This window comes from Pedobacter sp. Leaf194, assembly GCF_001423945.1.
Taxonomy (GTDB): Bacteria; Bacteroidota; Bacteroidia; order Sphingobacteriales; family Sphingobacteriaceae; genus Pedobacter.
On the sequence record NZ_LMPU01000011.1, the window covers coordinates 119,204 to 144,626 of the forward strand.

The 25,423-nt window shown below is 40.6% G+C and carries 15 protein-coding genes; 5 read left to right on the top strand and 10 right to left on the bottom strand.

Annotated elements, in window-relative coordinates; translation table 11 throughout:
• The first annotated feature begins 6 nt into the window (after window positions 1-6).
• Together ASG14_RS16545 and ligD are read left to right on the top strand one after the other, a co-directional pair.
• Entirely contained in the window at window positions 7-4,005 is a 3,999-nt protein-coding gene (locus ASG14_RS16545) for a hypothetical protein (RefSeq protein ID WP_056872186.1), read from the top strand.
• Window positions 4,006-4,251: 246 nt separating this feature from the next.
• A complete protein-coding gene (ligD, locus tag ASG14_RS16550) occupies window positions 4,252-6,975 on the top strand; it encodes a DNA ligase D (RefSeq protein WP_056872187.1) in 2,724 nt (907 codons plus the stop codon).
• 52 nt (window positions 6,976-7,027) lie between these two features.
• Here ligD and ASG14_RS16555 read toward each other — a convergent pair whose 3' ends face one another.
• Window positions 7,028-7,615, bottom strand: a complete 588-nt coding sequence (locus ASG14_RS16555) for a DUF4142 domain-containing protein (protein ID WP_056872188.1) — start codon at window positions 7,613-7,615, stop codon at window positions 7,028-7,030.
• A 180-nt stretch (window positions 7,616-7,795) separates the two neighbouring features.
• On the opposite strand from ASG14_RS16555, the gene ASG14_RS16560 reads away from it, so the two are divergent.
• Complete coding sequence (locus tag ASG14_RS16560; protein ID WP_200940361.1) at window positions 7,796-8,632, top strand: aldo/keto reductase; 837 nt, start codon at window positions 7,796-7,798, stop codon at window positions 8,630-8,632.
• 148 nt (window positions 8,633-8,780) lie between these two features.
• Here ASG14_RS16560 and ASG14_RS16565 read toward each other — a convergent pair whose 3' ends face one another.
• From ASG14_RS16565 to ASG14_RS16585, 5 genes are all read right to left on the bottom strand, one after another.
• Window positions 8,781-9,431, bottom strand: a complete 651-nt coding sequence (locus ASG14_RS16565) for a response regulator transcription factor (protein WP_056872189.1) — start codon at window positions 9,429-9,431, stop codon at window positions 8,781-8,783.
• Window positions 9,424-12,468 (bottom strand): two-component regulator propeller domain-containing protein, encoded by a 3,045-nt coding sequence (locus tag ASG14_RS16570; protein ID WP_056872190.1) that lies wholly within the window; start codon window positions 12,466-12,468, stop codon window positions 9,424-9,426. The genes ASG14_RS16565 and ASG14_RS16570 overlap by 8 nt, the downstream gene beginning before the upstream one ends.
• A gap of 347 nt (window positions 12,469-12,815) precedes the next feature.
• Window positions 12,816-13,553, bottom strand: coding sequence for an MIP/aquaporin family protein (locus ASG14_RS16575; protein ID WP_056872191.1), 738 nt, complete (start codon window positions 13,551-13,553; stop codon window positions 12,816-12,818).
• A 39-nt stretch (window positions 13,554-13,592) separates the two neighbouring features.
• Window positions 13,593-15,083, bottom strand: a complete 1,491-nt coding sequence (glpK, locus tag ASG14_RS16580; RefSeq protein ID WP_056872192.1) for a glycerol kinase GlpK — start codon at window positions 15,081-15,083, stop codon at window positions 13,593-13,595.
• A gap of 40 nt (window positions 15,084-15,123) precedes the next feature.
• On the bottom strand, window positions 15,124-16,695 hold the full coding sequence (locus ASG14_RS16585) for a glycerol-3-phosphate dehydrogenase/oxidase (RefSeq protein WP_056872193.1): 1,572 nt from the start codon (window positions 16,693-16,695) through the stop codon (window positions 15,124-15,126).
• Window positions 16,696-16,849: 154 nt separating this feature from the next.
• On the opposite strand from ASG14_RS16585, the gene ASG14_RS16590 reads away from it, so the two are divergent.
• Together ASG14_RS16590 and ASG14_RS16595 are read left to right on the top strand one after the other, a co-directional pair.
• Window positions 16,850-17,614, top strand: coding sequence for a DeoR/GlpR family DNA-binding transcription regulator (locus ASG14_RS16590; RefSeq protein ID WP_056872194.1), 765 nt, complete (start codon window positions 16,850-16,852; stop codon window positions 17,612-17,614).
• Between the two features lie 39 nt (window positions 17,615-17,653).
• Complete coding sequence (locus ASG14_RS16595) at window positions 17,654-18,046, top strand: response regulator transcription factor (protein ID WP_056872195.1); 393 nt, start codon at window positions 17,654-17,656, stop codon at window positions 18,044-18,046.
• A 231-nt stretch (window positions 18,047-18,277) separates the two neighbouring features.
• Here ASG14_RS16595 and ASG14_RS16600 read toward each other — a convergent pair whose 3' ends face one another.
• The 4 genes from ASG14_RS16600 to pta form a co-directional block, all read right to left on the bottom strand.
• Window positions 18,278-20,881 carry a HEAT repeat domain-containing protein gene (locus ASG14_RS16600; RefSeq protein ID WP_056872196.1) on the bottom strand — a complete coding sequence of 868 codons (2,604 nt, stop codon included), beginning with the start codon at window positions 20,879-20,881 and terminating at the stop codon, window positions 18,278-18,280.
• 126 nt (window positions 20,882-21,007) lie between these two features.
• Window positions 21,008-21,874: an esterase family protein gene (locus ASG14_RS16605; protein WP_056872197.1), complete on the bottom strand. Its 867-nt coding sequence runs from the start codon at window positions 21,872-21,874 to the stop codon at window positions 21,008-21,010.
• A gap of 119 nt (window positions 21,875-21,993) precedes the next feature.
• Window positions 21,994-23,190, bottom strand: coding sequence for an acetate/propionate family kinase (locus tag ASG14_RS16610; protein WP_056872198.1), 1,197 nt, complete (start codon window positions 23,188-23,190; stop codon window positions 21,994-21,996).
• Window positions 23,191-23,193: 3 nt separating this feature from the next.
• A complete protein-coding gene (gene pta, locus ASG14_RS16615) occupies window positions 23,194-25,284 on the bottom strand; it encodes a phosphate acetyltransferase (RefSeq protein ID WP_056872199.1) in 2,091 nt (696 codons plus the stop codon).
• Window positions 25,285-25,423 lie beyond the last annotated feature (139 nt).

The window sequence follows — 25,423 nt, forward strand, 5'->3', positions numbered from 1 at the left end:
ATTATTATGGAACCAAATCTATGTATTTTAACCTTCCCTCAATACTATAAAAACGGAAGAATTACTTTCAATATCGTTATCATTCCAAGAAATTTAAATCCTTTATTGCCGCTGCAGGCAGGTTTACCGGCATTTGCAGATGCAAAAATTTTATTCAAGGCTATGGTAATAAACAGTTTGGAAGGTTTGCCATTGTCTGGCAGTGCGGTTCAATCATCTTCGCTAATCATCGAAGATCAGATTGCATCAAGCCGGGAAGTTTGGGAAGCCTTAAAAGTGCAGATGGAAGCAAGCGATGGCATGAAAATAACTGATGCAGAATCGGCGAAAAGCGAACAAAGGTCTGCTCATGCGATTGATAAGTACAAAAACGTATCAATAAAAAAATATTTGCCTGAAAGTTACAGAGCTTCTTTTAATTATGTGCGGGCGAGGAGTAAGTATGCGTTAACAGGTGACGAGTACAGTTGCGCTGTTAAAAATAAAAATCCAGAAAATACTGATACAGGCTCGCACAGAGATGCACTTTCCTGGGGGAAAGTAATTGCCCTTTGTTTGCGCAATCCGGCTTTGGCACAAAAAGGAGGCTTAATTTATAAAGCCTCCATCGCAGTAAACGATTCTGCGGGATTATTTGAAAAAGGGGGTTGGCTTTATTGTGGATTTGCTGCGGGCAGCCCTTTTGAAGGGCTTGACGACATGCAGTATGCAGCAAGAATACCTGCATTGAAAGGGCTGCAAGAGCGGATTTTGTTTTCTGCAGTTCAATTCCCGGTTTCAGCTGTAGCAAACAATAGCGTTGGTTACGATGAAGTTTTGCGTGATGCAATTGTATATGATGATGGATTTGCCAAAATTGTTCATGCAAATCAGCCTGTAAACCAGGATTTGCTTCAGGAAAAGGATAATTCAAATCCGCCTTTAAAAGATATCGGAATCCGTTTAGGATGGGACGATGAGCAAATTGCCGTTTGGTATAATCGGCAAATGCTTAAAAAAGAAGAGCAGACTGACGCACCGGTGGATGCGCCGCTAGGCGTTTTCGGCTATAAGGTAGATGTTAGAAAAAAAGGCGAGGAACTCTGGCTTTCTCAAAACAGCCTCGTGCTTCAACATAATACGGCTCTAAAAAACGGCCAGTTAGTGATTTCTAACGCTGGCGAAATTATCGAACCAGGAATTGAAATACACCCTGCTGCACATGGAGATTCGCAGGGCTCGGGCTTTTGGTTGCCAATGTACTTTAGCAGTTGGATTGGCAAACCGGTTACAATTGCCGATAAGGATGCTGAAGATATTAATATGCTCCGGCCGGATAAGATGATTGAACCCCGCCCGGGAATCAAAAATTCGATAAATTCAATTCCGAAAAGAACTTTCCATCCTTACCTTGCCGACCCCGCTAACGCTTTGGCCCTTGTTTATGGCAATGATTATCAGTTTAGGGTTAGGTTAATGGATATCTCCGGTGGCGGCCCACCAGCGGCTGCAAAAGCATTAAACGGTGGAGAAAAGCCCGTAGCAGATTTGCATTTTAAAAGGCATATTGCTGCCGGAGCTTTAAAAATTCTCAACATTAATGATGTTTTTGACAAACTTCCTGCAAAAGAAGTTAAGCCAATTATCGACACCAGTATTCTTCAAAATATTATCACTGCAGACCGTCCGGTTTTAAAAATTAAAAGACCATTGTTGGGCTACCCGGCAGTTGTATTTACCGGAAAATATACTGATGCAGTTGGCAAACTGAGCGCCATCTTAAACGATTTACCTCCCGGCGAGAGAAAATCTGTCGACATTGGTTTGTGTGACCCAGACGTTGATTGTTTCAAAGTTAGGGTAGAGGTTAAAAGTCTTGAAATGGATAATGGCCGGTCAGAAAATGGCAAGGAATCGTTCATCATCTTATATGAGAAAAAGTTTGCTTTCGAGGCAGCGGAAAATAACTACGACCAGGAGTTTCCGGTAACAGTTGTTTACAAGGAGTACGATGTCGTCGATTTTACCGGGGCATTTGATGATACAGGAAGCGAAAGTGAATTGGTTTTGCCAACTTCCAGACACATCCGCTTAACTTTTACACCAATTATTTCTGCTGCCAATAACGACTACGCCGACTCAAGTATTTTGGAAGGTAAAAAGCTTATCTTAACTGCCTATCAGGCATCTAAAACTGAATTAAACCTACTCTCTAAAATTGACGGTGGGTTTAAGGCACTGTATCTTCAGCCAGAAAACGCTGTTGACCAAAATCAGGTTAAAATATACAAGACAATGGTTACGCTTAATTTGGTTAAAAGCAGCACGCCTGTAGAAGTGAGTCGCCTCGCCGATGCATTTAACCTGATTGCGCACAATTTAACGCTGGAAGGCGAAAAAGGAAAGCGCCTGCAGTTTGGATGTTCGAAAATGTTGCGGCATTCATTGGCTCCCGATTCCTCATCGATTTCATTTTCATCGCTTGGCGAACTTTTTAACCACTGGATGATAGGCGTAAACTTCTCTCTAAACCGGGATTGGGCCTGGGATGGGTTGGAACGGGAGAGCTTCTCCGTTTTTCGTAAATGGAAAAGAAAGGGAGATATGAATTTTAGCAACGAAGTGCTCGCCGGAACAATCAACTTTTCAAATACGGTGGCTATTAATGCATTAAGCGATCCGGAACGGAGCTATTCGAGGTTGCTGTTTTTAGATGCATTTGATCCAAAAGAAGCTGCAACGCCATTTCCTGCCGAAATTATTTTGAGTTACAGAATTGAAACTCATTTTAAGAAAGATGGCCGTCCGGCACGTGCAGATCTCGATATAACCGACCAGGAATTGCATTTGCCGGTAACGATAATTCCTGCGCAGATTCCAAAACTGATATCAGCAGGGATTGCCCTTTCACCCTATATCGCCGACGAACAGAAATACGCGTCAACAGAGTCGAGGCAGCGGTTTTTATGGTTGGAAATGGATGCCCCGCCAATTGATCCGAACGATACTTATTTTGCCAGGGTGCTTTCGAACGCACCAGATCCTTTACTGAGCTTGGTTACGCAGAAGTTAATGACTTACGACCCAGTTGACCCGCCATTGAATATCAACGATGAAAAAGTAAGGGCGATTGTTGCGGGCATGGATAATGATTTTGCTGGTATCGGTGCGATGCAGGAAATGCTTAAAGGCGATGATGCTTCCGGTAGATCGAATTTTTATATGCTGCCGCTGCCTCCTGGATTAAATGCCGACAGTGATGAAGTGTTTGGTTTTTTCAGTTATGAAATTCGGGTGGGACACAATAAGGATTTATGGAGTACAGCCCAGGCAAGATACGGCCGACCCCTGAAAGTAAATGGCGTGCAACATCCGGCTCCAAACTTGAATTGTAACGTGTTCAGAAGGAAAATACCAGTCTTTTCTAGAAGCCTAAAAGAGAAAGTGCTGATCAGCAGAGGCGAAAAGATCAGTAAGATTCCATCGAGATTGGTGACAACTGCTCCGGTTAAAACTACATTTTTAAATGAAATTGTAATCACCGCACCCTTTGCAACTGCTGTTCTCAATGGAGAAAATGTGACTGCAAATCCACCGCAAACATCGCTTTGGTATATGCTTTATACCCAAGTCCGTCAGGCAGATGGGGCATCATACCGCAACCTTTTATTAAGTTCAGGCAACATGGCATATGTTCCGCCGAAACGTAGGGTTTTAGGAAAAAATGAACTTGCCTTAAAAAGTGAAGGAACTAAATCAGGCATTGCAGTTTTGAAGTTGGAAGAGGTACAACAAAAGCTTTCAGAATTAGGCTTGTCATCTGAAAGCAGTTTGAGTGTGCTTTGCGTTGAAATGTTTCCTATGGAAAATATGTGGCAAACTGAAGATGCAAAAAACCGTGCCCTGGTTGAAAGCGCTGCAGCCAGGCAACCTCTAAACCCGCTTACTACGGGTTTAGGATCGTACCGAATTTATCGAACCTCTGCATTAGTGCCTGTTGCTGATGTTTGCTGCGATGATTGTTAACCACTTAGGCGCCCGCGTAATGGGCGCCAGGTTAGCTTCGGGCCATTTTTTACCAGCAAACAACACAAGTAATTTAAGCTGCATGAACGATATTAGCTACGAGGGTGTTTCTCTATACTCCAACGCGTCATAATCTGGTAAAGGTAATTGCATAATAGCGACCGTATTTTTTCACATCTTCGCTTTAATTCACGCTCAAAACCTTTTTTGTGAAAATACTGTTTTACAAAGAAAAACAGAACAGTTATGAGTCTTGAAAAGTATGTGTCCAAACGAGATTTTTCGAAAACGAAAGAGCCCAAAACCGGCAAAAGCGTCGACAAAGAAAAACTTCATTTCGTTATTCAGAAACATGATGCTTCAAGGCTTCATTACGATTTCCGGCTCGAAATGCGGGGTGTTCTAAAAAGCTGGGCTGTTCCGAAAGGGCCATCTACAGATCCAAAAACAAAACGTCTGGCCATGATGGTCGAGGATCATCCATATGATTATAAAGATTTTGAAGGTATTATACCTAAGGGCGAATATGGTGGTGGAACCGTAATCGTTTGGGATGAAGGAACATATGAGCCGATAGAAGAGATTGAAGGAAAAAAAGCTCAGGAAAAGCATCTAATTCATCAACTGAAAGAAGGTTCGCTGAAAATTAAGCTAAAAGGGAAGAAGCTTAAGGGCGAATTTGCCTTGGTTAAAACGCATGGCATGGGCGAGAATGGCTGGCTGCTGATAAAACATAAAGATGAATTTGCTTCGGTTAAAGATATAACTAAGGAAGACAAATCGGTTTTGTCTGGAAAGACCATTGAAACGATGGAACACACATCTGAAAAGGTTTGGAAAGAGGGGCACGAGGAAGAGATAAAGCCTGAGAAAAAATCAAAAGCTAAAACAGAAACTACCCAGGATAAACTTGAAAAAAAAATTGAAGCAGATGAACCGGACGATGATTACAATATCGAAACGGCTCTAAAGAAAATAAAGAAGTCTGCTATTCCGGAGGGGATGAAGCCAATGCTGGCAACTTTGGTGGATGAACCTTTCGATAACCCCGAATGGCAATACGAAGTTAAATGGGATGGTTACCGTGCCCTTGCCTTTGTAAATAAAGGCAATGTTGACCTGCTGTCGCGGAACAATAAATCCTTCAACGATAAATTCTATCCCATTTATGAATTGCTCAAAACTTGGAGAATTGACGCTGTTGTTGATGGTGAAGTTTTGGTGTTAAATGATAAAGGCGTTTCAAATTTTGGTGCTTTACAAAACTGGCGCAGCGAAGCTGATGGAGAACTTGTATTTTATGTTTTTGATTTGCTTTGGTACAACGGTAAAAATTTGATGGATTTGCCTTTAAGTGAACGACAGGCCATTTTGCAACAGGTTTTGCCAGCTGATGATGACCGCATACGAATCAGTAAGGTTTTCAAAGCAAGCGGTATCGACTTCTTTGCAGCCGCTGAAAAGATGGGTTTAGAAGGTATTATCGCGAAGAAATCAGACAGCGTTTATAGCCCGAACCGACGCTCTAAAGACTGGTTGAAAATTAAGGTTCATAAACGGCAGGAAGTAATAATAGTCGGTTTTACAAAAAATGAAGACACTTCCAAATCATTCAGCTCGTTATTGCTTGGCGTTTATGAAAATAAAGTGCTACAATATGTTGGCAAAGTTGGAACCGGTTTTTCTGATAAACTCCAGAAAACGATGATGGCTCAGTTTAAGCCGTTGATAATTGATAAAAGCCCGTTTGATGATATTCCAGACATAAATAAGCCATCTCGCTTTCGTCCGAACCCGCCGAAGGCTAAAGCTACCTGGTTAAAACCTGAGCTCGTTTGTGAAGTTGCCTTTACAGAAGTGACAGACGATGGGGTATTTCGACACCCTTCATTTCAAGGGATGCGTGAAGATAAAAAGGCTAAAGATGTTGTAAGGGAGCAGGAGGTGGAAACCGAAGCAATAGTGGAAGGGGATAAGGATGAGCAGAAACATGACAACCACGCCCAGGCAATAAAACCACCAAAAGGTAAAGAACCAAAAACCCTGCTTAACCCGAAAGATGAAACCCAGGTTAGGAAACTGAATGGGCATGAATTAAAATTTACGAATCTAAGCAAAATATACTGGCCTGAAGATAAGGTAACTAAGCGTGATATGTTTAATTATTACTATCAGGTAGCCGATTACATATTACCGTATTTAAAAGATAGACCACAATCATTAAATCGTTTTCCCGGAGGCATACACGGACCGAGTTTTTATCAAAAGGATGTTAAAGGAAAAGCTCCGGATTGGGCGCAGACATTTCCATATGAAAACGGGGAAGGAGAAAAGAAAGAATACCTGGTCGGTACCAATGTTGATAGTTTACTTTGGATGGCTTCACTAGGTTGCATTGAAATGAATCCGTGGTTTAGTAGGGTGCAAAGCCCGGATAACCCTGATTATTGTGTTATCGACCTTGACCCCGACAAGCAGAGTTTCGACGAGGTTGTAGAAGCGGCATTAGAAGTGAAAAAGGTGCTGGATGCGATAGATGTGCCTTGCTATCCAAAAACTTCCGGTTCTACGGGGATTCATATTTACATCCCTTTAGATGCGAAATACAGCTACGACCAAAGCCAGATGTTCGCAAAGATTATTGTTACATTGGTTAACAAGCAAATTCCTGATTACACTTCGCTTGAGCGGATGATTTCTGCAAGGAAGGGGAAAATGTACCTTGATTTTTTACAGAACAGACCAGGAGCCACTATTGCGGGGCCGTATTCTTTAAGGCCAAAACCTGGGGCAACAGTTTCTATGCCACTACACTGGGATGAGGTTAAACCTGGACTAAAAATGAGCGACTTCAATATTACTAACGCAGTGGACCGCTTGCGGTCGGAAGGGGATTTGTTTAAAGGCGTTTTAGGAAAAGGTATCGATCTTAAAAAGGCAATTGATAAAGCAAAGCAAATTTTTGGGTAAAAGAAAAGCCCTTTCTAAACAGAAAGGGCTTTTAAGCATTTTTCACGGAACACTATTTCATGCTATCGTTAATTTTATTAATCATATCCAAATGTGCCTGAACAATAGGTGCTGTTTTCGCAGCAAAAGCTTTTAGTTCAGTGTCCTTGCCATCTTTTGCTTCATCCTGCATTAATTTCAGCGTTTTTTTATGGCCATCCACCATTGCGTCTACATAATCTTTGTCGAAATCTTTGCCGGTTTTCTTACTTAAATCATCGGCTTTTTTCTTGTGCTCAGCATCAACATCAGCAGGCAATGTAATATTTTTTGTTGCTGCTATCGACATTAGTTCCTCGTTTGCTTTTCCATGGTCGTTAACCATCATGTTTGCAAACTCTTTAACTGAAGCATTTGTGGTTTTTTCAAGGGCAAGTTTTCCCAAAGCCACTTCTGCCAATCCTCCGTTAGCTGCATCGGTAGCAAACTTAGCATCTGCCTCTTCGACTGCAATTCCGCCTGTGCTGGCTGTGTTGGTTGTTGTGTCTTTGCTTTTGTTAATGCTATCTGCATTTTCCTTAGCATCTTTAGAACCGCTGTTACATGCCTGAAACGCCAATAATGAAGTGGCAAGCATGCCTGTGTACAATAATTTTTTCATAGGATTTTGTCGTTTTTTCTTTTTACAACAAACATTGGGGCAATATGGTTTTGCAAAGTTATCTTTAACAGACACTTAGGGAATTTGTTAAATTTTTATCACAAAAAGTTAAGCGTTAAACAATACCAATAGTCCTTCGTTTATTGCAGTACAATTAAATGTCGTAGTAATAATTTAGTTATGATGAACATAAAGAAGACTTTCAAAATTGGCGATTTAGAAATTAATCGCCTAGGATATGGTGCCATGCAGTTAACCGGAAATGGTGTTTTTGGCGAAGTAGCCGATAGAACTAATGCGATTAGAGTTTTACAGGCGGCAGTTGCGGGCGGGGTAAACTTTATTGATACAGCAGAGGCTTATGGTCCAAAACTGAACGAATCTCTAATCGCTGAGGCGTTATTTCCTTACAAACAGGATTTGGTAATCGCAACCAAAGGAGGTTTTGACCGCCCCGGTCCAAATAATTGGGTGCCAAACGGTTCAGCAAAAAACATAGAAGAGAATATCAATGGAAGTTTAGAGCGGTTGAAAGTTGATACAATAGATTTGTGGCAGTTGCATAGAATAGACCCGAAAATCAATATTCATGAGACGCTGCAACCAGTTTTAAAAGCAGTTGAAGTAGGTAAAATACGATATGTTGGCTTGTCGGAAGTTTCTGTTGAGCAAATTAAAGAAGTTCAAAAAATTTTGCCGGTCGCTTCTGTACAAAACCTTTATAACCTTGGAAACCGGCAATGGGAAAACGTTTTAGACTATACCACTGCACAAGGTATGGCTTTCATTCCCTGGTTTCCACTCGCCTCAGGGCCATCGAAGTTGGAAGACAAGATAGAATTGATTGCTGAAAAACATCATGCAACCACTGCACAGATTGCTCTGGCATGGCTTTTAAGGCGGGCAGAAAATATTTTGTTGATTCCGGGAACAAAATCGGTAGAACATTTATCAGAAAACTTGAAAGCTGCAGATATTCAGTTATCTGATGAGGATTTTGACGCACTTTCAAAATAAGCCGTTTGTTATCCTTCGTGATTTTGAATAAAGCCGGCTGTAGATTAAAGTTTACAAAATTGAGGGTAATCATCTGATTACCCTTTTTTCGTACCAGCTGTTTTCGTTTTTGTTAATAGCGTAGGGAAGAGTTATGCATGGTTTGTCGTTAATCTAAACCCAGGAAAATTTTATTTTCTATTGCATATCTTACCAGAGATGCAGTGTTGTTGAGCCCTAACTTATAAAGTATATTTTTTCTGTGGGTATCAACGGTTCTAACACTCAAAAAGAGGATATCCGCAATCTCGCCATTGGTGTTTCCATCGGTAATTAATTTTACTATTTCTATTTCTCTGGTTGATAATACCTTTTGGGATTGCTTTTTCAGATTAAACCGGTCCTTTGTCAGAAATTCTTCTAAAACGTCTTCAATTTCGGTACTCACAAAGTATCGTCCTTTCACAACTTCATCAATGGCCTGGAAAAGTGTTTTGTCGTCAGTATTTTTAAAAAGATAGGAATTTGCGCCTGCTTCGAGCATGTTTAAAACACTTTTCCGTTCGGCAGACATTGAGAGCACAATGACCTTAACCTCAGGAAAATCGCTTTTTAAAATTTGCAAAGTTTGATAGCCGTTCATCATGGGCATATTAATGTCGAGCAGAATCACATCAGGTCTGTCGTTTTTTACCACTTCGAGCGCTTCTAATCCGTTGTTTGCGGTGGCGATAATGTTGAAATCGGGGCGAACGGCAAGGATGAGTTTCAGGCCATTTATCATCATGTTATGATCGTCTGCAATGAGTATCTTAACCATCAGTTTTTGGTTTATTTTTCTGTTTAAGGTAAATTGTAATTGTTGCGGCAACACCTCTTCCAGGTTGGGTATCTATATCAATATTAGCCTTTATGGCCTGTATGTGTGCTTCGATATTTGATAAGCCATAGCCTCTTTTCACGGCGGGGTAGTCGAATCCTTTTCCATCATCTTCATACAGCAGAATGAATTTGTCATCTCGGTTAACGATAGAAATGTAAATATTTTTTGCCTCCGCATGCTTTACTGTATTGTTGATGAGTTCCTGGCAAATTCTGTATATGGCGTACTGTTGTGCATTTTTAAGGATGGCACTAAAACCTACGTTATCTATGTGGATTTTAATTATACCCAAACGGTTAATCGTGCTCGCCAAATCCTGCAGGGCTGGTATCAAGCCGTTTTCATCGAGCGTTTTAGGACTTAGATTTATCAAGGTATTACGCAAAACCTGCAGCGCCTGGTCTATGTATTGAACCGACAAACTTCTCAATTCCCCACCCGAAATCATTTTATTTATGTCGCCTGCGAGAAGGTAGTGTTTCAGGGACGATAATTTCAATCCCAGGTCATCATGTAAATCATCCGCGATTCTTTTACGATCATCTTTTTGAAAGCTAATCATTTGCCGTAACTGCAAGGCCTGCATATGTTTAAGCCATCGTAAATAAAGAATTAGTATAATAATTCCCAACAAAATCATGGTGATGCAGGCAACCGTAATGAACCACCATTTTTGCCAAAACGGTGCATTGATGTGTATTGATATAACGGTTTTGTTTTTGCTTAATACATCTGTCAGTTCAAATGTATAATTTCCCGATGGCATGTTGGGAAACCTCAATTCGCCATTTCCTTTTGTTGTAACCGCCCTGTTTTCGTAGCCTGTCATTTTGTAGGTAATCTCCCTTTGAGCAGGATTTACAAAATCCATAGAGCTAAAGCCAATTGTAATCGTATTTTGATTGTGGCTCAGGTTTAGCAGGCTTGTTGACAGCGCATTATCTGCACTTTTGTAAGCTTTGTCATTAACTTTTAGTGAGACAATTTGTGGGCAGCTACCACTTTTAAATTGGGTTGCATTATCCGGGTTAATAACATTAATGCCGTTTAAACCTCCTATAGCAATTTTATTGTTTTGCAAAGTTGCAACACTACCAACATTAAAAACCATACTTTGTAAACCATCGGCAACTGTATACCGTATGGATTTTTGAGTACGGGTATCGTAAAAATACAGTCCGTTATTTGTTCCAACCCAAAGATTACGGTTTTTGTCTGCAACAAGGCTTGAGCAGTTGGCATCTATTAAAGTTATTTCTTTTGTGCGGCTACCGCCAACGTTAAACCTCAAAAGGCCAGAGCTTGTGGCCAGGAACAGGTCATTTCCGAGCATTAAACAACTGTTTGTTGCAAAGGGAACTCTGCCAACTTCTTTAACGTAGCTAAATTTATTGTTTTTGAAACTGTAAAGGTATAGCGCTGTGTAGTAGGTTTGAACCAGAAATTTTTCGTCAGTCAGTTTTATAACCTGCTGTACATTGTTCCAGGGCAGGCTACGGTTTACCTCGCTAATCAGGTCGAAAAAAATTAAGCCATTTTCGGTTATGGTCACCTTTGCGACACCAAATTCGGTAGCGGCGAGTAAAGTATCTTTATCAAATTGTATAAATTGATGAACGTTTGCTTTCCCCTTAAACTGGTTACTGAAACTTACGGTAAGCCTTTTGAAATTCTTATTTTTCGCTGTGAATAAATAGTACTCCCCATTGTTGCTCTCCAGTAGAACGTTTTGGTCTTTTAGTTTTATCAGCTTATTTACGCCAATACCGGTTAATTCTGTTCTTGCTAATCTGGAAAGGTCGGCTGTGTAAACCTTAATTCCTGAGCTTTTTGTTCCACACCACACTTCAAGGTTAGAATAATTGAGAATAGATGTGATGTCATTGTCAGGACTTTCTTCTTTAGAAACATACCTTGGAAATATAACCTGGTCAAGATTTGTATAATCTAACCCATATTTATCAACACTTAAAAAAAGGTTATTTTTCTTGTCGATTAAAATTCTCCTGATATAATTGGCCGAGATGCTATTCGGGTCGCTCGCCGAATGTTTAAACTGCCTGATAAATTTCCTGGCCGATAAATCAAACAGTAACAAACCACTACCATTCGTACCGACCAAAAGCCATGGTTTGCCCGGATATTTTGCAACTGCGGTACCCGTAAATTTCTTGTCATTAAAAAGTTCAAAAATTTTGAAATTCTTTGTTTTAGGATTCAGTTCCATCAAGCCTTTATCACCGACTAACCAAAGTGTAGAGTCTGATTGGCTGTAAACGTCTTCGATGTGGCTCACAACATGCGATTTTTCGGCCGACATAAAAAAATCAGTCGCTGAAATTTCTCTCCCGCCTTGGATTTTGTTAATGTAAATTCCCTTTACGCCCCTGCTAATAAACTGCTTAAGTTCCTGATAAAAAGGTTTATTCACAAACTGAAAACCATTAGAGTAATCTGTTATTTTAACGAGTTTATCTGCTTTAGCGTGATACTTATACACTTCACCGGCCAGGTAAACCCATAGGACATCCTGGTTATCAATGTAGAACGGAAACGAATAATAATTTTGTTTGAGTTTGTCGAGCTTGAATCTATACAGGCTAAAAGCATCTGTTTTTTTATCGTATTTAACAAGGTTGCTTTGCGATCCGATGATTAAGCTTCCGTCTTTATCTTCAATTATTTTAGTGATGTAATTTCCGGGTGATGTGTTGTTTTTTGCTGATTGCTTCTTATACGCTATACAGTTTGTTCCATCAAAACGGTTGAGGCCGTTCTCTGTCCCAATCCATAAAAAACCATCCTTATCCAAATGCAAGGCCCGGACGGTTGGGTCGCTTAAACCATTTTCTTGAGTAAGGTGTTTAAAGAGCAGCGTTTTATTTGTTTGAGCCAGGAGGCTTTGCTTTGAAAAAATAAGCAGCAGGAAAAGGCAGAGCGAGCTTCGGATGTGAAGAAATAATAGGTTTTGCATAATCTGCCGGAGATGATTAATCCGCTAAATGTAATAAAAACATTTTTGCAATTATTTACAACCTGCTAAAATTCAGCAACTAAGCAGTATTTAATTTTGAAGTCGAATTTAATAATCTTTAAGAGGCAAAAAAAAGGATGGGCTAAAAGCCCATCCCATATCTAAACCCAAACATGCGCTCAAACATGAATGAATTAATTAATAACAAATGTATTAAATAATGGTTTCAAGATTATGTTGACTGGGTAAAAAAATATCAAGTGCGTATTATTTTACAACACTAGATCATTTTGTTTATAGTCATGTGTTTTTATTCCTAAATCTTTAGCTCATCAATATAACCGAGTTTAATATTTAAAGTTTAATGCCAGGTAGAGTAGTGCGGCTAATGTTGCGCCTACAATCGGCCCAACAATTGGAACCCAGGCGTAAGACCAATCACTGCTACCTTTTCCCTTCATCGGGATGATGCTGTGAATAATCCTCGGTCCTAAATCTCTCACCGGATTTATTGCATAACCTGTCGTTCCGCCAAGTCCTAAACCAATTACCCAAACTAAAAATGCAACAGGTAAAGCTCCGATAGAACCCAAACCAATTGGCGTTTTGTCTGTACCCATCTCTGCATTGGTAAAATAGAAAATTACAAAAATGAGCACGAACGTTCCGATAATTTCTGAAATTAAGTTAGATGTTAAATTTCTTATAGCTGGCGAAGTTGCGAATGGGGCAGCTTTCAAACCCTTATCATCCGTTACATTAAAGTGGTCTTTATAGATAATCCACACCAAAAAGGAGCCAGTCATAGCCCCGCATAGTTGTGCGAGTATGTAATAAGGAACTTTTACCCAGGCAAATTTTTGAGTGATTGCAAGCGCAATGGTTACCGCAGGGTTAAGGTGTGCGCCACTATATGGTGCCGCAATTACAACGCCAACGAAAACGGCCAACGCCCAAGCGGTGGTGATTACTATCCAACCGCTGTCATTTCCTTTAGTTCCTTTAAGTACCACATTGGCAACAACGCCGTTTCCGAGAAGAATTATCAACGCTGTGCCGATAAATTCTGCAACAAATTCTGTCATTTTATATTTAGTTAAGCCCCAAATAGGATAAATTAATCATTAGTTTTCAGCACATACACGGGCTGCCTTCACCGCTCTGTTCCATCCTTTAATTCGCTCGGTGTTATCTATACCTTCTGCCGCAGAAAAGGTTCGGTTAATTTTCCACTGCGAACGGATTTGGTCGATGCTATCCCAAAACCCTGTAGCCAGCCCGGCAAGGTATGCTGCGCCAATTGCCGTAACTTCAGTTACTTCGGGCCGTATAACTTTGCTCTTTAACAGATCTGCCTGAAATTGCATTAACAAATCATTTGCGGTCGCACCACCATCAACCCTCAATTCGGCAATACTTATGCCGGCATCAGCCTCCATGGCCTTTAAAACATCCATCGTTTGGTATGCAATACTTTCCAAAGCTGCCCTTGCAATGTGCGATTTGTTTGTCCCTCTGGTTAAACCCGTAATTGTTCCGCGGGCATGCTGATCCCAATGCGGGGCGCCAAGCCCGGCGAAGGCAGGCACAATGTAAACGCCTTCGGTGTCGGGTACTTTTTTTGCGAGCGTTTCTACATCAGCCGATTTTGAAATCAATCCCATTTCATCGCGAAGCCATTGCACAACTGCGCCGCCAATAAAAATACTGCCTTCTAACGCATATTGAACGTCATCTTTAATTTTCCATGCAATTGTTGTAAGCAAATTGTTAGCTGAAATTTTTGGCTCTGCGCCAATGTTCATCAACATGAAACAACCTGTACCGTAGGTATTTTTTACCATACCAGTCTCCGTGCACATCTGTCCAAAAAGCGCCGATTGCTGGTCGCCGGCAATACCAGCGATGGGTATTTTGGCGGCAATTATATTTCCGGCGGTTTCGCCGTAAACCTCGCTTGAAGATTTTACTTCCGGAAGCATTTGTTTTGGAATGCCGAATAACTCCAGCAACTCTTCATCCCATTCTAAACTGTTAATGTTATAAATCATCGTTCGCGAAGCATTGGTAACATCTGTAACGTGATTCTTTCCTGCTGTTAATTTCCAGATTAACCAACTATCGATAGTGCCGAATGCTAACTTTCCGGCTTCGGCTTTTTCCCTTGCGCCATCAACATTATCCAAAATCCACTTCGCTTTTGTAGCCGAGAAATATGAATCGATGATTAAGCCAGTTTTCTCCTGTATTTTTTTTGAAAGGCCCTTTGCCTTAATCTCATCACAATAGGCTGATGTTCTTCTATCTTGCCAAACAATGGCGTTATAAACAGGAATTCCGGTTTCTTTATCCCAAACCACCGTGGTTTCTCTTTGGTTGGTTATGCCAATCGAATCAATATCTCTTGCAGCTAAACCCGCTTTTACGATTACCTCGGCCAAAACCGATAACTGAGTCGTCCAGATTTCCATCGGATCATGTTCAACCCAACCTGCATGCGGGTAAATCTGCGTAAACTCTTTTTGTGCAATGGCTACAATCTCGCCATCGTGGTTGAAAATAATCGCCCTCGAACTTGTGGTTCCCTGATCGAGTGACAAAATAAATTTGCTCATAATTTAAAATTTGGTTAGCTATTTTTGGCTTAAGCCGCTTTTAGTTCTTATTGTTGGGCTTATAAATATAACCAGAAGCCAATTTATTAAAAATATCGACTTGCTTATCTTCCCAATCCTTATCTGCTTGTAACTCTTTTGCTAAAATAGATGCAACTGCTCTACTCATTTCCATTGCAGCCCTTGCATCTATAAATAAAACCCTGAGCCTTCTACTTAAAATATCTTCTACGGTTTCGGCCATTTCATTTCTAATTGCCCAAAGCACTTCGCCTTTTTTGTAAGGAAAATCTGCGTGAAGCTTCTCGTTTAATTCTGGATGTTCTGCGGTAAGCGACTCAATATCAGTCTTATCGCTTCCATAGATATCGAGGTTGCTGTTCGCAGTTGATTCAGTAGAACCGTGTATCTGTAAACTTTTTGTTCTGCATGCCTGTGGTTTTAGGTTCGCATGGCTTATCGCCAAATCCACCGTTTCTTCAGCCATTCGGCGATAGGTAGTCCATTTGCCGCCGGTTATGGTTATGAGGCCTTGCGCAGATACGATTAGTTTATGGTCCCGACTGATTTCTTTTGTACTGTTTCCATCAGATTTTGTAGGCGCAGCCAGCGGCCTTAACCCTGAAAAAACACTAAGAATATCTTGCTCAGTTGGTTTTTGGTTAAAGTATTCGGAAGCGGTATTTAGAATAAAACTAACTTCTTCCTTCAAAGCCCGGGGTTCCAGACTGTGTTCATCCAAAGGCGTGTCGGTTGTGCCAACAAGTAGATGTTTATGCCATGGTACCGCAAATAGAACTCTCCCGTCTGATGTTTTAGGAATCATTAATGCCGATTCGCTGTTTAAAAATTTTCTATCCAAAACCAGGTGCACGCCCTGACTTGGCCGTACCATGTTTTTCGATTTCGGATCATTCATTTTCAGAATGTCATCAACAAAAACGCCTGTTGCATTAATTATAACCTTAGCTTTAAAAGTTAACCGTTTTCCTGTTAGTATGTCTTCTGTGTCGATGCCTGTTACCACATCGCCATTTTTTGTTAGCCCAACCACTTTTGTATATGTTAATAATGTGGCGCCATGTTCTACCGCAGTTTGGGCAATGTTTATGGCCAACCGGGCATCGTCAAACTTGCCATCGAAATAGCGAATCGCTCCTTTTAGCCCTTTTGCTTTTATCCCAGGGATTTGCTTTATCGTTTCTTTAGCCGAAAGGAATTTCGATTTGCCGAAGCTGTACTTTCCGGCCAGCCAATCATAAATTGTTAACCCTGTTAAGTATTTCGCAACAGAAAACCAGTTGTAGCATGGAATTATAAATTCTTCTTTATTAACGAGATGAGCAGCATTTTTTTGCAATATTCCGCGTTCCTCCAAAGCATGCCTTACCAGGCCGATGTTCCCTTGCGCAAGATAACGCACCCCGCCATGAACTAATTTTGTGCTCCGGCTTGAAGTACCTTTCGCGAAGTCTGATTGTTCTACCAGTAAGGTTTTGTAACCACGGCTTGCTGCATCTAAAGCTGTGCCGAGACCGGTTGCCCCACCACCAATGATTACGATATCGTAAATGGTATTTTCGTTAAGTTCTAGGTTACGGATTCTGTTCATTTGGGTCAAAAGATAATAAAACGAAACAATACGCAATTATAAGTAATCATTATCGAAATAATATAATATCCAGGTTAAAAAATTATTATTTTATTTATCCAAATCATTTAACAAATTGTTTAATTTGTCGCATTGCAAAAAAGCAGAATATATTATGATGAATTTAGCTGAAAGGCACCAATTAATTTTAAGCCGTTTACAAAGAGATCAATACATCAACGTGGTCGACTTATGTAAGGAATTGAAAGTTTCATCAGTTACGATAAGAAAGGATTTAAAACTGCTCGAAGATAAAAGTTTACTTTTTCGAACACACGGCGGTGCCACAATGAACAACCCTTATACGGTGGATAGGCCAGTTAATGAAAAGGAGAAAATTCAGTCATCAGAAAAGAACAAAATAGGGGCGGCCGCTGCCGAACTTTTAAATGATAACGATTCCATCGTTATAGCCTCTGGCACCACAGTACTTTATTTTGCCAAAAACATTCAGCCGGCATCAAATTTAACGGTCGTAACCTCGGCTTTAAATGTGGCGCTGGAGTTAATGAGACAGCCCACGATTGAAGTTATACAGTTGGGCGGCATTTTAAGAAAGAGCTCATCATCTGTTATGGGAAGTTACGCAGAACAGGTGCTTGGCGATTTTTACTTTAATAAGCTGTTTTTAGGTGTTGATGGTATCGATCTTGATTTCGGATTAACGACTACAAACGCCATGGAAGCGCACTTAAACCGAAAAATGATCAGTGCCTCTCAGAAAACCATCGTACTTGCCGATTCATCAAAATTCGGCAAAAGGGGTTTCGGGAAGATATGTGGACTGGAAGAAATTGACCACATCATAACGGATAAGGGAATTTCTGAGCAAATAGTAAAACATTTGGAAAGTTTAGGTGTTACTGTAACTATCGTATAGAACAATTACCCGATTAAAACCAAAACAATAATTTGAATTATGTTAAAAAAGCGAATACACATTTTAGAAGATGATCAGGAAATCAGAAACGTGATTGAAATTCTTTTGAAAGAAGAAGGATTTGAACTTCAATTATCATCAACATTTTCAGAGCTAAAAAAGAACATTCAGGATGCGATGCCGGATTTATTTCTTTTAGATGTAATGCTACCTGATGGAAACGGTGCCGAGATTTGTGAGGATTTGAAAACCGATATTTTTACAAAACACATCCCAATAATTGTGATGTCTGCTCAAAATAATAGTGAACAGAAAGCGATTGATGCATTTGCGGATGCGTACATTAGCAAACCATTTGATATTTATGAGGTTTTGAAAACGATAAATACATTGATTGATAAAAGCCGGGCAGCAAAAGCTGAAAAAGCTTAACTCGCAAACGAGCATAAAAAAAAGGAGGTAATTTTACCTCCTTTTTTTATGTTAAATTTTCGGCAACCTTGCCTTTTAAGTTTCGCAGATGAACACTAATGTCATCAAGCCTAACCGCTTTATTAAATTCTTCCGGCGTATGTAAGCAACGCTGAAAGTCATATTTTTGAAAGTCGAAAAAGTTTTTTGGTTGATGCTCGTCAACTTCCAAAACAATATTCAGGTATTACATTATTTTTTCTGCTGAGACAAGAATGTAACAAGCGAAGCTAACTCATCGTATGATAAGGAATTAGCCAAACCTTGGGGCATCATCGAATTTTCCATTTCCTTACGCGAGAGCACGTCACTCGTTTTGATATTGAAAACTTCGCCGGCAATATTGCGCATTACGATTTTTGATGCCGTTTCTTCGGTTATAAAACCCATATATGTTTTGTCGCCTTTTGCCGTAATCATCACGGTAGCAAACCCTTGTGATATAGATGCATCAGGCTTAAGAATTGATTCGGCAATTTGTTCCCGATTCATAATAGACCCGATTTGTCCCATAAACGGACCTTTCATTTTCTCTGTTCTGCTTAAACTATGGCAAGCAATACAGCCTTGATTATTAAAAATCGTTCTGCCTTTCAGCGGATCACCCTGGAGCTTATTAATGGCTAAAAGCACATCTTCGATAGATGATTTTCCAACCTGACCTTTGTTATTTTTTATCTTTTCTAAATCTATTTTCGGCTCTTCTGTTGCCGCTAATTTTTCTTCAGCAGCAAACTCTTTAATTTCCATTCGGTGCCGGGCATCTAAATCCACAAAAAATTGTTTCTCCTGCGTGTTTGCTTTTGCCCATTCGCCTTTAAGAAATTTTTCGATAACAGGAGAGGCAGACCAGGTAACGGCTTTGTAGTACGGACCATGAGAATCTGGTCTGGTTCCCCACCACCAACTCGCATCATAACTTTCTTCCTGTTTGTATAGTCGGGCTAATGTTGTTAAAATTTGTTTTTTTAATTTCAAGTCTGACGTGGAATTGTAAGTTTTAATTAAGCCATTTACAGCTTGCTGGTTGTGCATATAGCGCAAAGCCCATAGCGCAAGTTCCGAATTGTCGGATCCAACAGCTGCCAAGCATGCGTCAGTAGCATTTAAATTAACCAGCGCCTGCACTGCAAGGTGAGGGAGGATAATGGCAGCATTCGGAGTAGCGTGCGGCCCTTCAATGTCTCTTTCCGGCGCTGTAAAAGACGGCGGAACTTTCACTTTTAACAATGATGCAATTGCGTCTGATTTACCCAAACGATTGAGGCCGACTATTGCAGCTGCCCGCACCCGGGGCGAAGCATCGTTTAGGGCAGTTAAAAAAGGTTCTGATGGAACTTTACTGATAAATTCTTTCCGGTCTGCCAGTGCTTTTAAAGCAAATTCGCGAACAGAATCATCTTTTGATAACGCAACTAATTCCGCTATCCCGGCTTCTTTTGCAATTTGTGCGTATGTAAAAATACCGGCAACCCGGGCGTATAACGGAAGGTTTTTGTCGGCGGCAATTTTTAAACTTGCCGAAGTTGCCTGTTTGTTAGCCCGGCTTAACATTTCTTGCGATGCGGAAACACGGGCCACGGCACTATTTGATTTCAACAATTCTGACAATTGCTTAATTGATGATTTTTTTACATCGGGGAAGGCTTTATAAACCCAGTTGTTTGGTACGGTTCGGAGTATGTAGCCTTTTGTTGGGCTGCCGGAATAACCAGCGCCATCCCAGGCAGATAAATAAAGTCGGCCGGAACCGTCAACATCTAAATCCGTTATTTGAGGGATTTTGATAAACTCTTCATCTTTTTGAGTGAAGGTTGGCCCATCAGGTGTTACCCGATGAATGTAAAGCATGCTTCTTCCCCAATCGGCCATCATCGGCACGTTATTGTACTCTTCTGGCCAGTTCGGCTCGTTCATAAACAATGCACCAGTTCCGGAGCCACCGCCCAAATCTGCCAGCGCAGGTATTATCTCGTCAGTGAAATGCTGGAATAGAACAGGATATCCATATTCGCCAGTTTGAATATGATGCGAGAAACGTACGTTCCATCCACCACCATCATTTGTGTTTTCTCTGGTAAAAATGTTCATGTAAGGGTCAATAGCTACATCATAAACATTTCTTGTTCCATGTGTAAATATTTCCATCTCGGTTCCGTCTGGTCGAACGCGAACAGTTCCACCACCAAGCATTGTCAATTTTTTTCCAGATCTGTCCACAGCATCATGAAAGCCAAAATCGCCAACAGAAATATAAATCCAGCCATCAATACCCATCCGAATTCCGTTGGTTGCATGGTCTGTTCCTCTTTCGCGGATGTATTTGGCATTGCTGATGTGTTCTATCAAGGGCTTTTCGGGTCCATCGGCCTTTCCATCGCCATCATTATCTTCAAAAACAACTAAATTCATTCCGGTAGCAGCTTTCGTTTCTGATGAAAAAGTGGTGTGCAAAACGAATACCTTATTTCCCTGAACAATAATTCCCCGGGGATTATCAACTTCGGCAAAAGATATGTGTTCATCCAGTTTGCCGTCGTTATTTTTATCTACCAGCTTAAGTATTCTACCCTTTCCAGGGTCTTTACCCAGCGAGCCAATCATATCAACGCCAACATAAACTTCACCGGTAGGGGCTACAGCAAGGCAGGCAGGACTAGGGGTAATGTCTGGTCCGGCAAATGTAGAAATTGTGAGCGCTGTCGGGTTTGGGACTGCAACCTTCGGTTGGTTTAAAAAACTTAAAATTCCAAGAATAAAAAAGGAGTAAATAAGGCTTAAAGAAAATTTTATCATTTCGGGCTGATTCGGCTAAGTAAAAGGTTTTTGCTAAGATAAAAACTTTGAGGATTTTTAAATTGCTTGCTGCTTTAAGTGGGTTATAATCGCTTAATCACGGTTAAATTTGTACCATTAAAAAGCTTAGTGCTGATGAAAAGAATCGGTAACAAATTCCAAAACCTTCGGCAGCGCCTCACGCCAGTAGGTCCAGGTATGGCCACCATTTCGGATTCTAAACTCGTGGGGAATGTCTTTCTTTCTCATAGCAATGTGTGCAAGCGAGTTGCCTTCGTAGAGGAAATCGTCATCGCCGCAATCTATATACCAGTTTACTGCTTTCTTTTGCGCATCGGGCATATTATTAAGCAAAGGCAACACGTTTTGTGTGTTATAATAATTTGTTATCGCAGCATCATCCATATTTGGGTTAGCCTTCTTAAGGGCAGTCTGTGCGTCGCTTAAACTCAGAAAACCCAGGTAGGCACTTAGCGGACAAGCCGAAGAAAAAAGTTCTGGATGGTGTAATGCATAAACAAAAGTTCCGCCACCACCCATAGATAAGCCGGCTATCGCTCTTGAGCGTTTATCGGTTTTGGTTCTGTATTTCTTTTCAACAAATGGCATCAACTCTTTGAAAAAGAAATCTTCATAATTCCAGTCTCCTTTAATGTCGTTAAAATAGCCGCGGCGACCAGTGTTTGCATCCGGCATTACAATTATCATTGATGTTGAACTACCATTTGCAATTGCCTTATCAGTGATGTTTAATACCTCGCCAAACTGCACCCAGCCGGTCTGGTCATCGCCGGCACCATGCAATAAATACAATACGGGATAACTTCTCCCTGATGTTTCGTAATCTGGTGGCAGATAAATCGCAAATTTTCTATCACTCTTTAAAATTTTGCTTGGAACTACAAGGTTATCGTAAACCTTACCTGTTTGAGCCAACAAAATTATTGGCGATAACAGTAAAAAAGCAATGACTGCGCTAATTGATTTTTTCATATTTTTTATTCTGGTTAGCCAATATCAAACCATATTGGATGGGAGAATAAATTTAACACAAAATTGAGATTTGAATCGTTTGTTGTGTGAATGTTACACGATCTAATTTTCCTCAGTGGTTATTGCAGCAAATTGAAAGATTGGTTAGCAATTTCAAATTCTTCATTGGTTGGGATAATAAGGATTTTTACAGGCGAGCTATCGGTGCTCACATCAGTCAATTCACCTTTGTAATTCCGGTTTTTGCCGAGGTCTAGCTCGATGCCTAAATAGTCGAGTTGTTCGCAAACGGCTGCCCTCATCTCCGAGTCGTTTTCACCAACGCCTGCGGTAAATATTACTAGGTCTATTCCATTTAAAACTGCCGCATATGCCCCAATAAATTTTTTGATGCGATAGGCGTAAACACTTAATGCCAGTTTCGCAGCCGCGTTACCTTCGGCTGCAAGTTTGTTTACGTCCCGCATGTCGCTCGAGCCACCAACACCAAGCAAACCCGACTGTTTATTTAACAATGTGCTTAATTGCTCCAGGCTATAACCGGCATGTTCCATTAAATGAAAAATAACCGAAGGGTCTATATCACCCGAACGCGTTCCCATCATCAATCCGCTTAAAGGACCAAAACCCATGCTGGTATCTATTGATTTACCATCATTTATAGCCGTAATGCTGCAACCATTGCCAAGGTGAATGCTAATTATTTTTGATTTAGGTTTGTTAAACCAGTTGATCGCTTTTTCGCTCACATACTTGTGGCTTGTGCCATGAAAACCATAAACCCGAATCCCGTTTTCCTTATAATACCATTCTGGAATTGCAAAACGAAATGCTTTTTCTGGAATAGATTGATGGAAAGCGGTATCGAAAACTGCGATTTGCTTTGCCTGCGGAAAGGTTTGCTCAGCAAACTCTATGCATTTATAATTAACCGGGTTGTGTAAGGGAGCCAAAGAAAACAATTTTTTAATCTGTTGTTTAACGCCTTCGGTTATTAAAGTAGCGCCCGAAAAGTGCTCGCCGCCATGTACAACTCTATGGCCCACGGCGGCAATATCTTCAGGACTAGAGATTACGGCGTGCTCTCCCTCGGTCAGCAATGCTAAAACCTGTTTCAAGCCTTCCCCATGATTTGAAATAAAAGCATCCTTCTCGATACTTAATTTTGCCCCATCAGGAAATACCGAGTGTTTGATAAAAGACCCTTCTATGCCTATCCTTTCAACCAGGCCACTGCAAACGGGTAGGTTGGAAGGCATTCTAAATAATTGGTATTTAATTGAACTGCTTCCTGAATTGATAACTAAAATATTCATAAATTATTTAATATCCTGACATTGAATGGCTGTAATTACAACGGTGTTGAAAATATCATCAACCGTACAACCTCTGCTTAAATCGTTAATCGGCTTGTTTAATCCTTGCAACATTGGCCCGATTGCCAGTGCGCCGGTTTCCCGCTGAACTGCCTTATATGTATTGTTGCCCGTGTTTAAATCGGGAAAAATTAGCACGCTTGCTCTACCGGCAACTTCAGAACCCGGCAACTTCTGCTGGCCAACAAGCGGGTCAACTGCTGCATCATATTGTATCGGGCCTTCAATTTTTAACTCCGGATGTCGTGCCCGAACAATTGCTGTGGCTTCACGTACACGTTCAACATCTTCGCCCTCGCCAGAAGTTCCGGAAGAGTAGGAAAGCATCGCAATTCTTGGCTCAATTCCAAACTTGGCACTACTCTCTGCAGAAGAAATAGCAATTTCAGCAAGCTGTTGTGCAGTAGGATTTGGATTTACAGCACAATCTCCAAAAATGGCCACACGCTCTGGCAGGCACATAAAAAATATCGACGACACAACAGAAACGCCGGGCTTGGTTTTTACAAATTGTAGCGCAGGCCTTATTGTATGCTGGGTTGTATGTACTGCTCCGGAAACCATTCCGTCGGCATCGCCTTTATAAACCATCATTGTGCCAAAATATGAAACATCAGTCATCATATCTCTTGCCATTTCCATATTTACGTTTTTTGTTTTCCTCAGCTCATACAACGTTTCCACATATTCATCATAATGTTGAGATTGCGAAGGGTTGTGGATGTTAATAAGGTTGATGTCGAGATTCAGCCCGAGGCGTTTTATCGATGTTCCAATTTCAGTTGCATCGCCCAGCAGCGTAATGTTAACGATATCTTGAGTGATTAACTTTTCAACAGCCTTTAAAATTCTGTCATCATTACCTTCTGGTAAAACAATATGCTTTTTCTCGCTCTTAGCCCATTTAACAAGATTGTATTGGAACATATGGGGCGTTATACCCACATGACTGAAAGTAATTATCTTATCATCAAGTGCTTTTATATCTACGTATTTCTCAAAAAGTTCTATCGCTAAAGCAATTTTCTTTTTATTATCTATCGTGATTTTTGAGTGTATTGAACCGATTGTGGTGGTGGTTTCAAATGTGCCCTTTTTTACGGAAATAATCGGAATAATGGTTTGCAGACCTTCGATAAGTTTAATCATTGGCTCATCGGGGAGGCTACCTGCAGTTAAAACGATGCCCGCAATTTTCGGGTAGTTTGCCGAAAGATTTGCCTGTAACGAGCCAATAATAATGTCACCTCTATCGCCAGGAGTAACAATTAGCAGGTTGTCTTTAATGTGCCGCAAAAAATTCGGCAGCATCATTGCCCCGGTCACAAAATTATCAACCTGGTTATCCATTAAATCGGCTCCGAACAAAATTTCTGCATCTAAAGCAGCTGCAATCTCCTTCATTGTTGGGCTTTGCAGACCACTTTCTATAGGTATTACGGCAATAAGCAACTCTGCCGGAAGTTGGTTAGATAGTGCTTGTTTTATGCGCTCGGCTTCATCAGGATTTACCATATTTGCCACAACGCCTAAAACCTGTACATCGCGAAGCAGAAAGTTACGATAGATATTAATCGCAGTTTTGAACAATTGACTTGCAGTTTTATTTTTTCCTGAAACAACAATCAAAACCGGTGCGCCAAGGTTTTTCGCCATCAAAGCATTCGATTCAAATTCAAATGCCATGCCTTCACCTAAAAAATCACTTCCTTCAATAACAGTGAAATCGTAATTGTCTTCCAGTTTTTTGTATTTACTGATAATCGTATTTATAATCTCGCCGCTATTTTCCGATTGATGCAACATATCTTGTCGGGTAAACGCGAAAGCATCTTCGTATTTTACAGGAAGCGAGAAATAATCTAACATTGCCTCAACATGTTCATCTTTTTTTGTGAGATCGTCTTGAGCGATAATTGGCTTAAAATAACCTACTTTCTGGGTTTTGGCAAGCAGCATATTAATCATGCCGAAGGCAATGACCGATTTGCCGGTGTAAGGTTCTGCAGAAGCGATGAAGATGTTTTTTGTCATAGGGGAGAAAATTATTCTGATTAAACCAATTTGCGGCAAGATAGTTGGAAAAATTTAAAAGGAGTGACATAAAAGTAAATCAAGCGGGTATTTTCCAGATGTGGAAGGAAATACAGATACTAGACTTTTTGATTGAAAC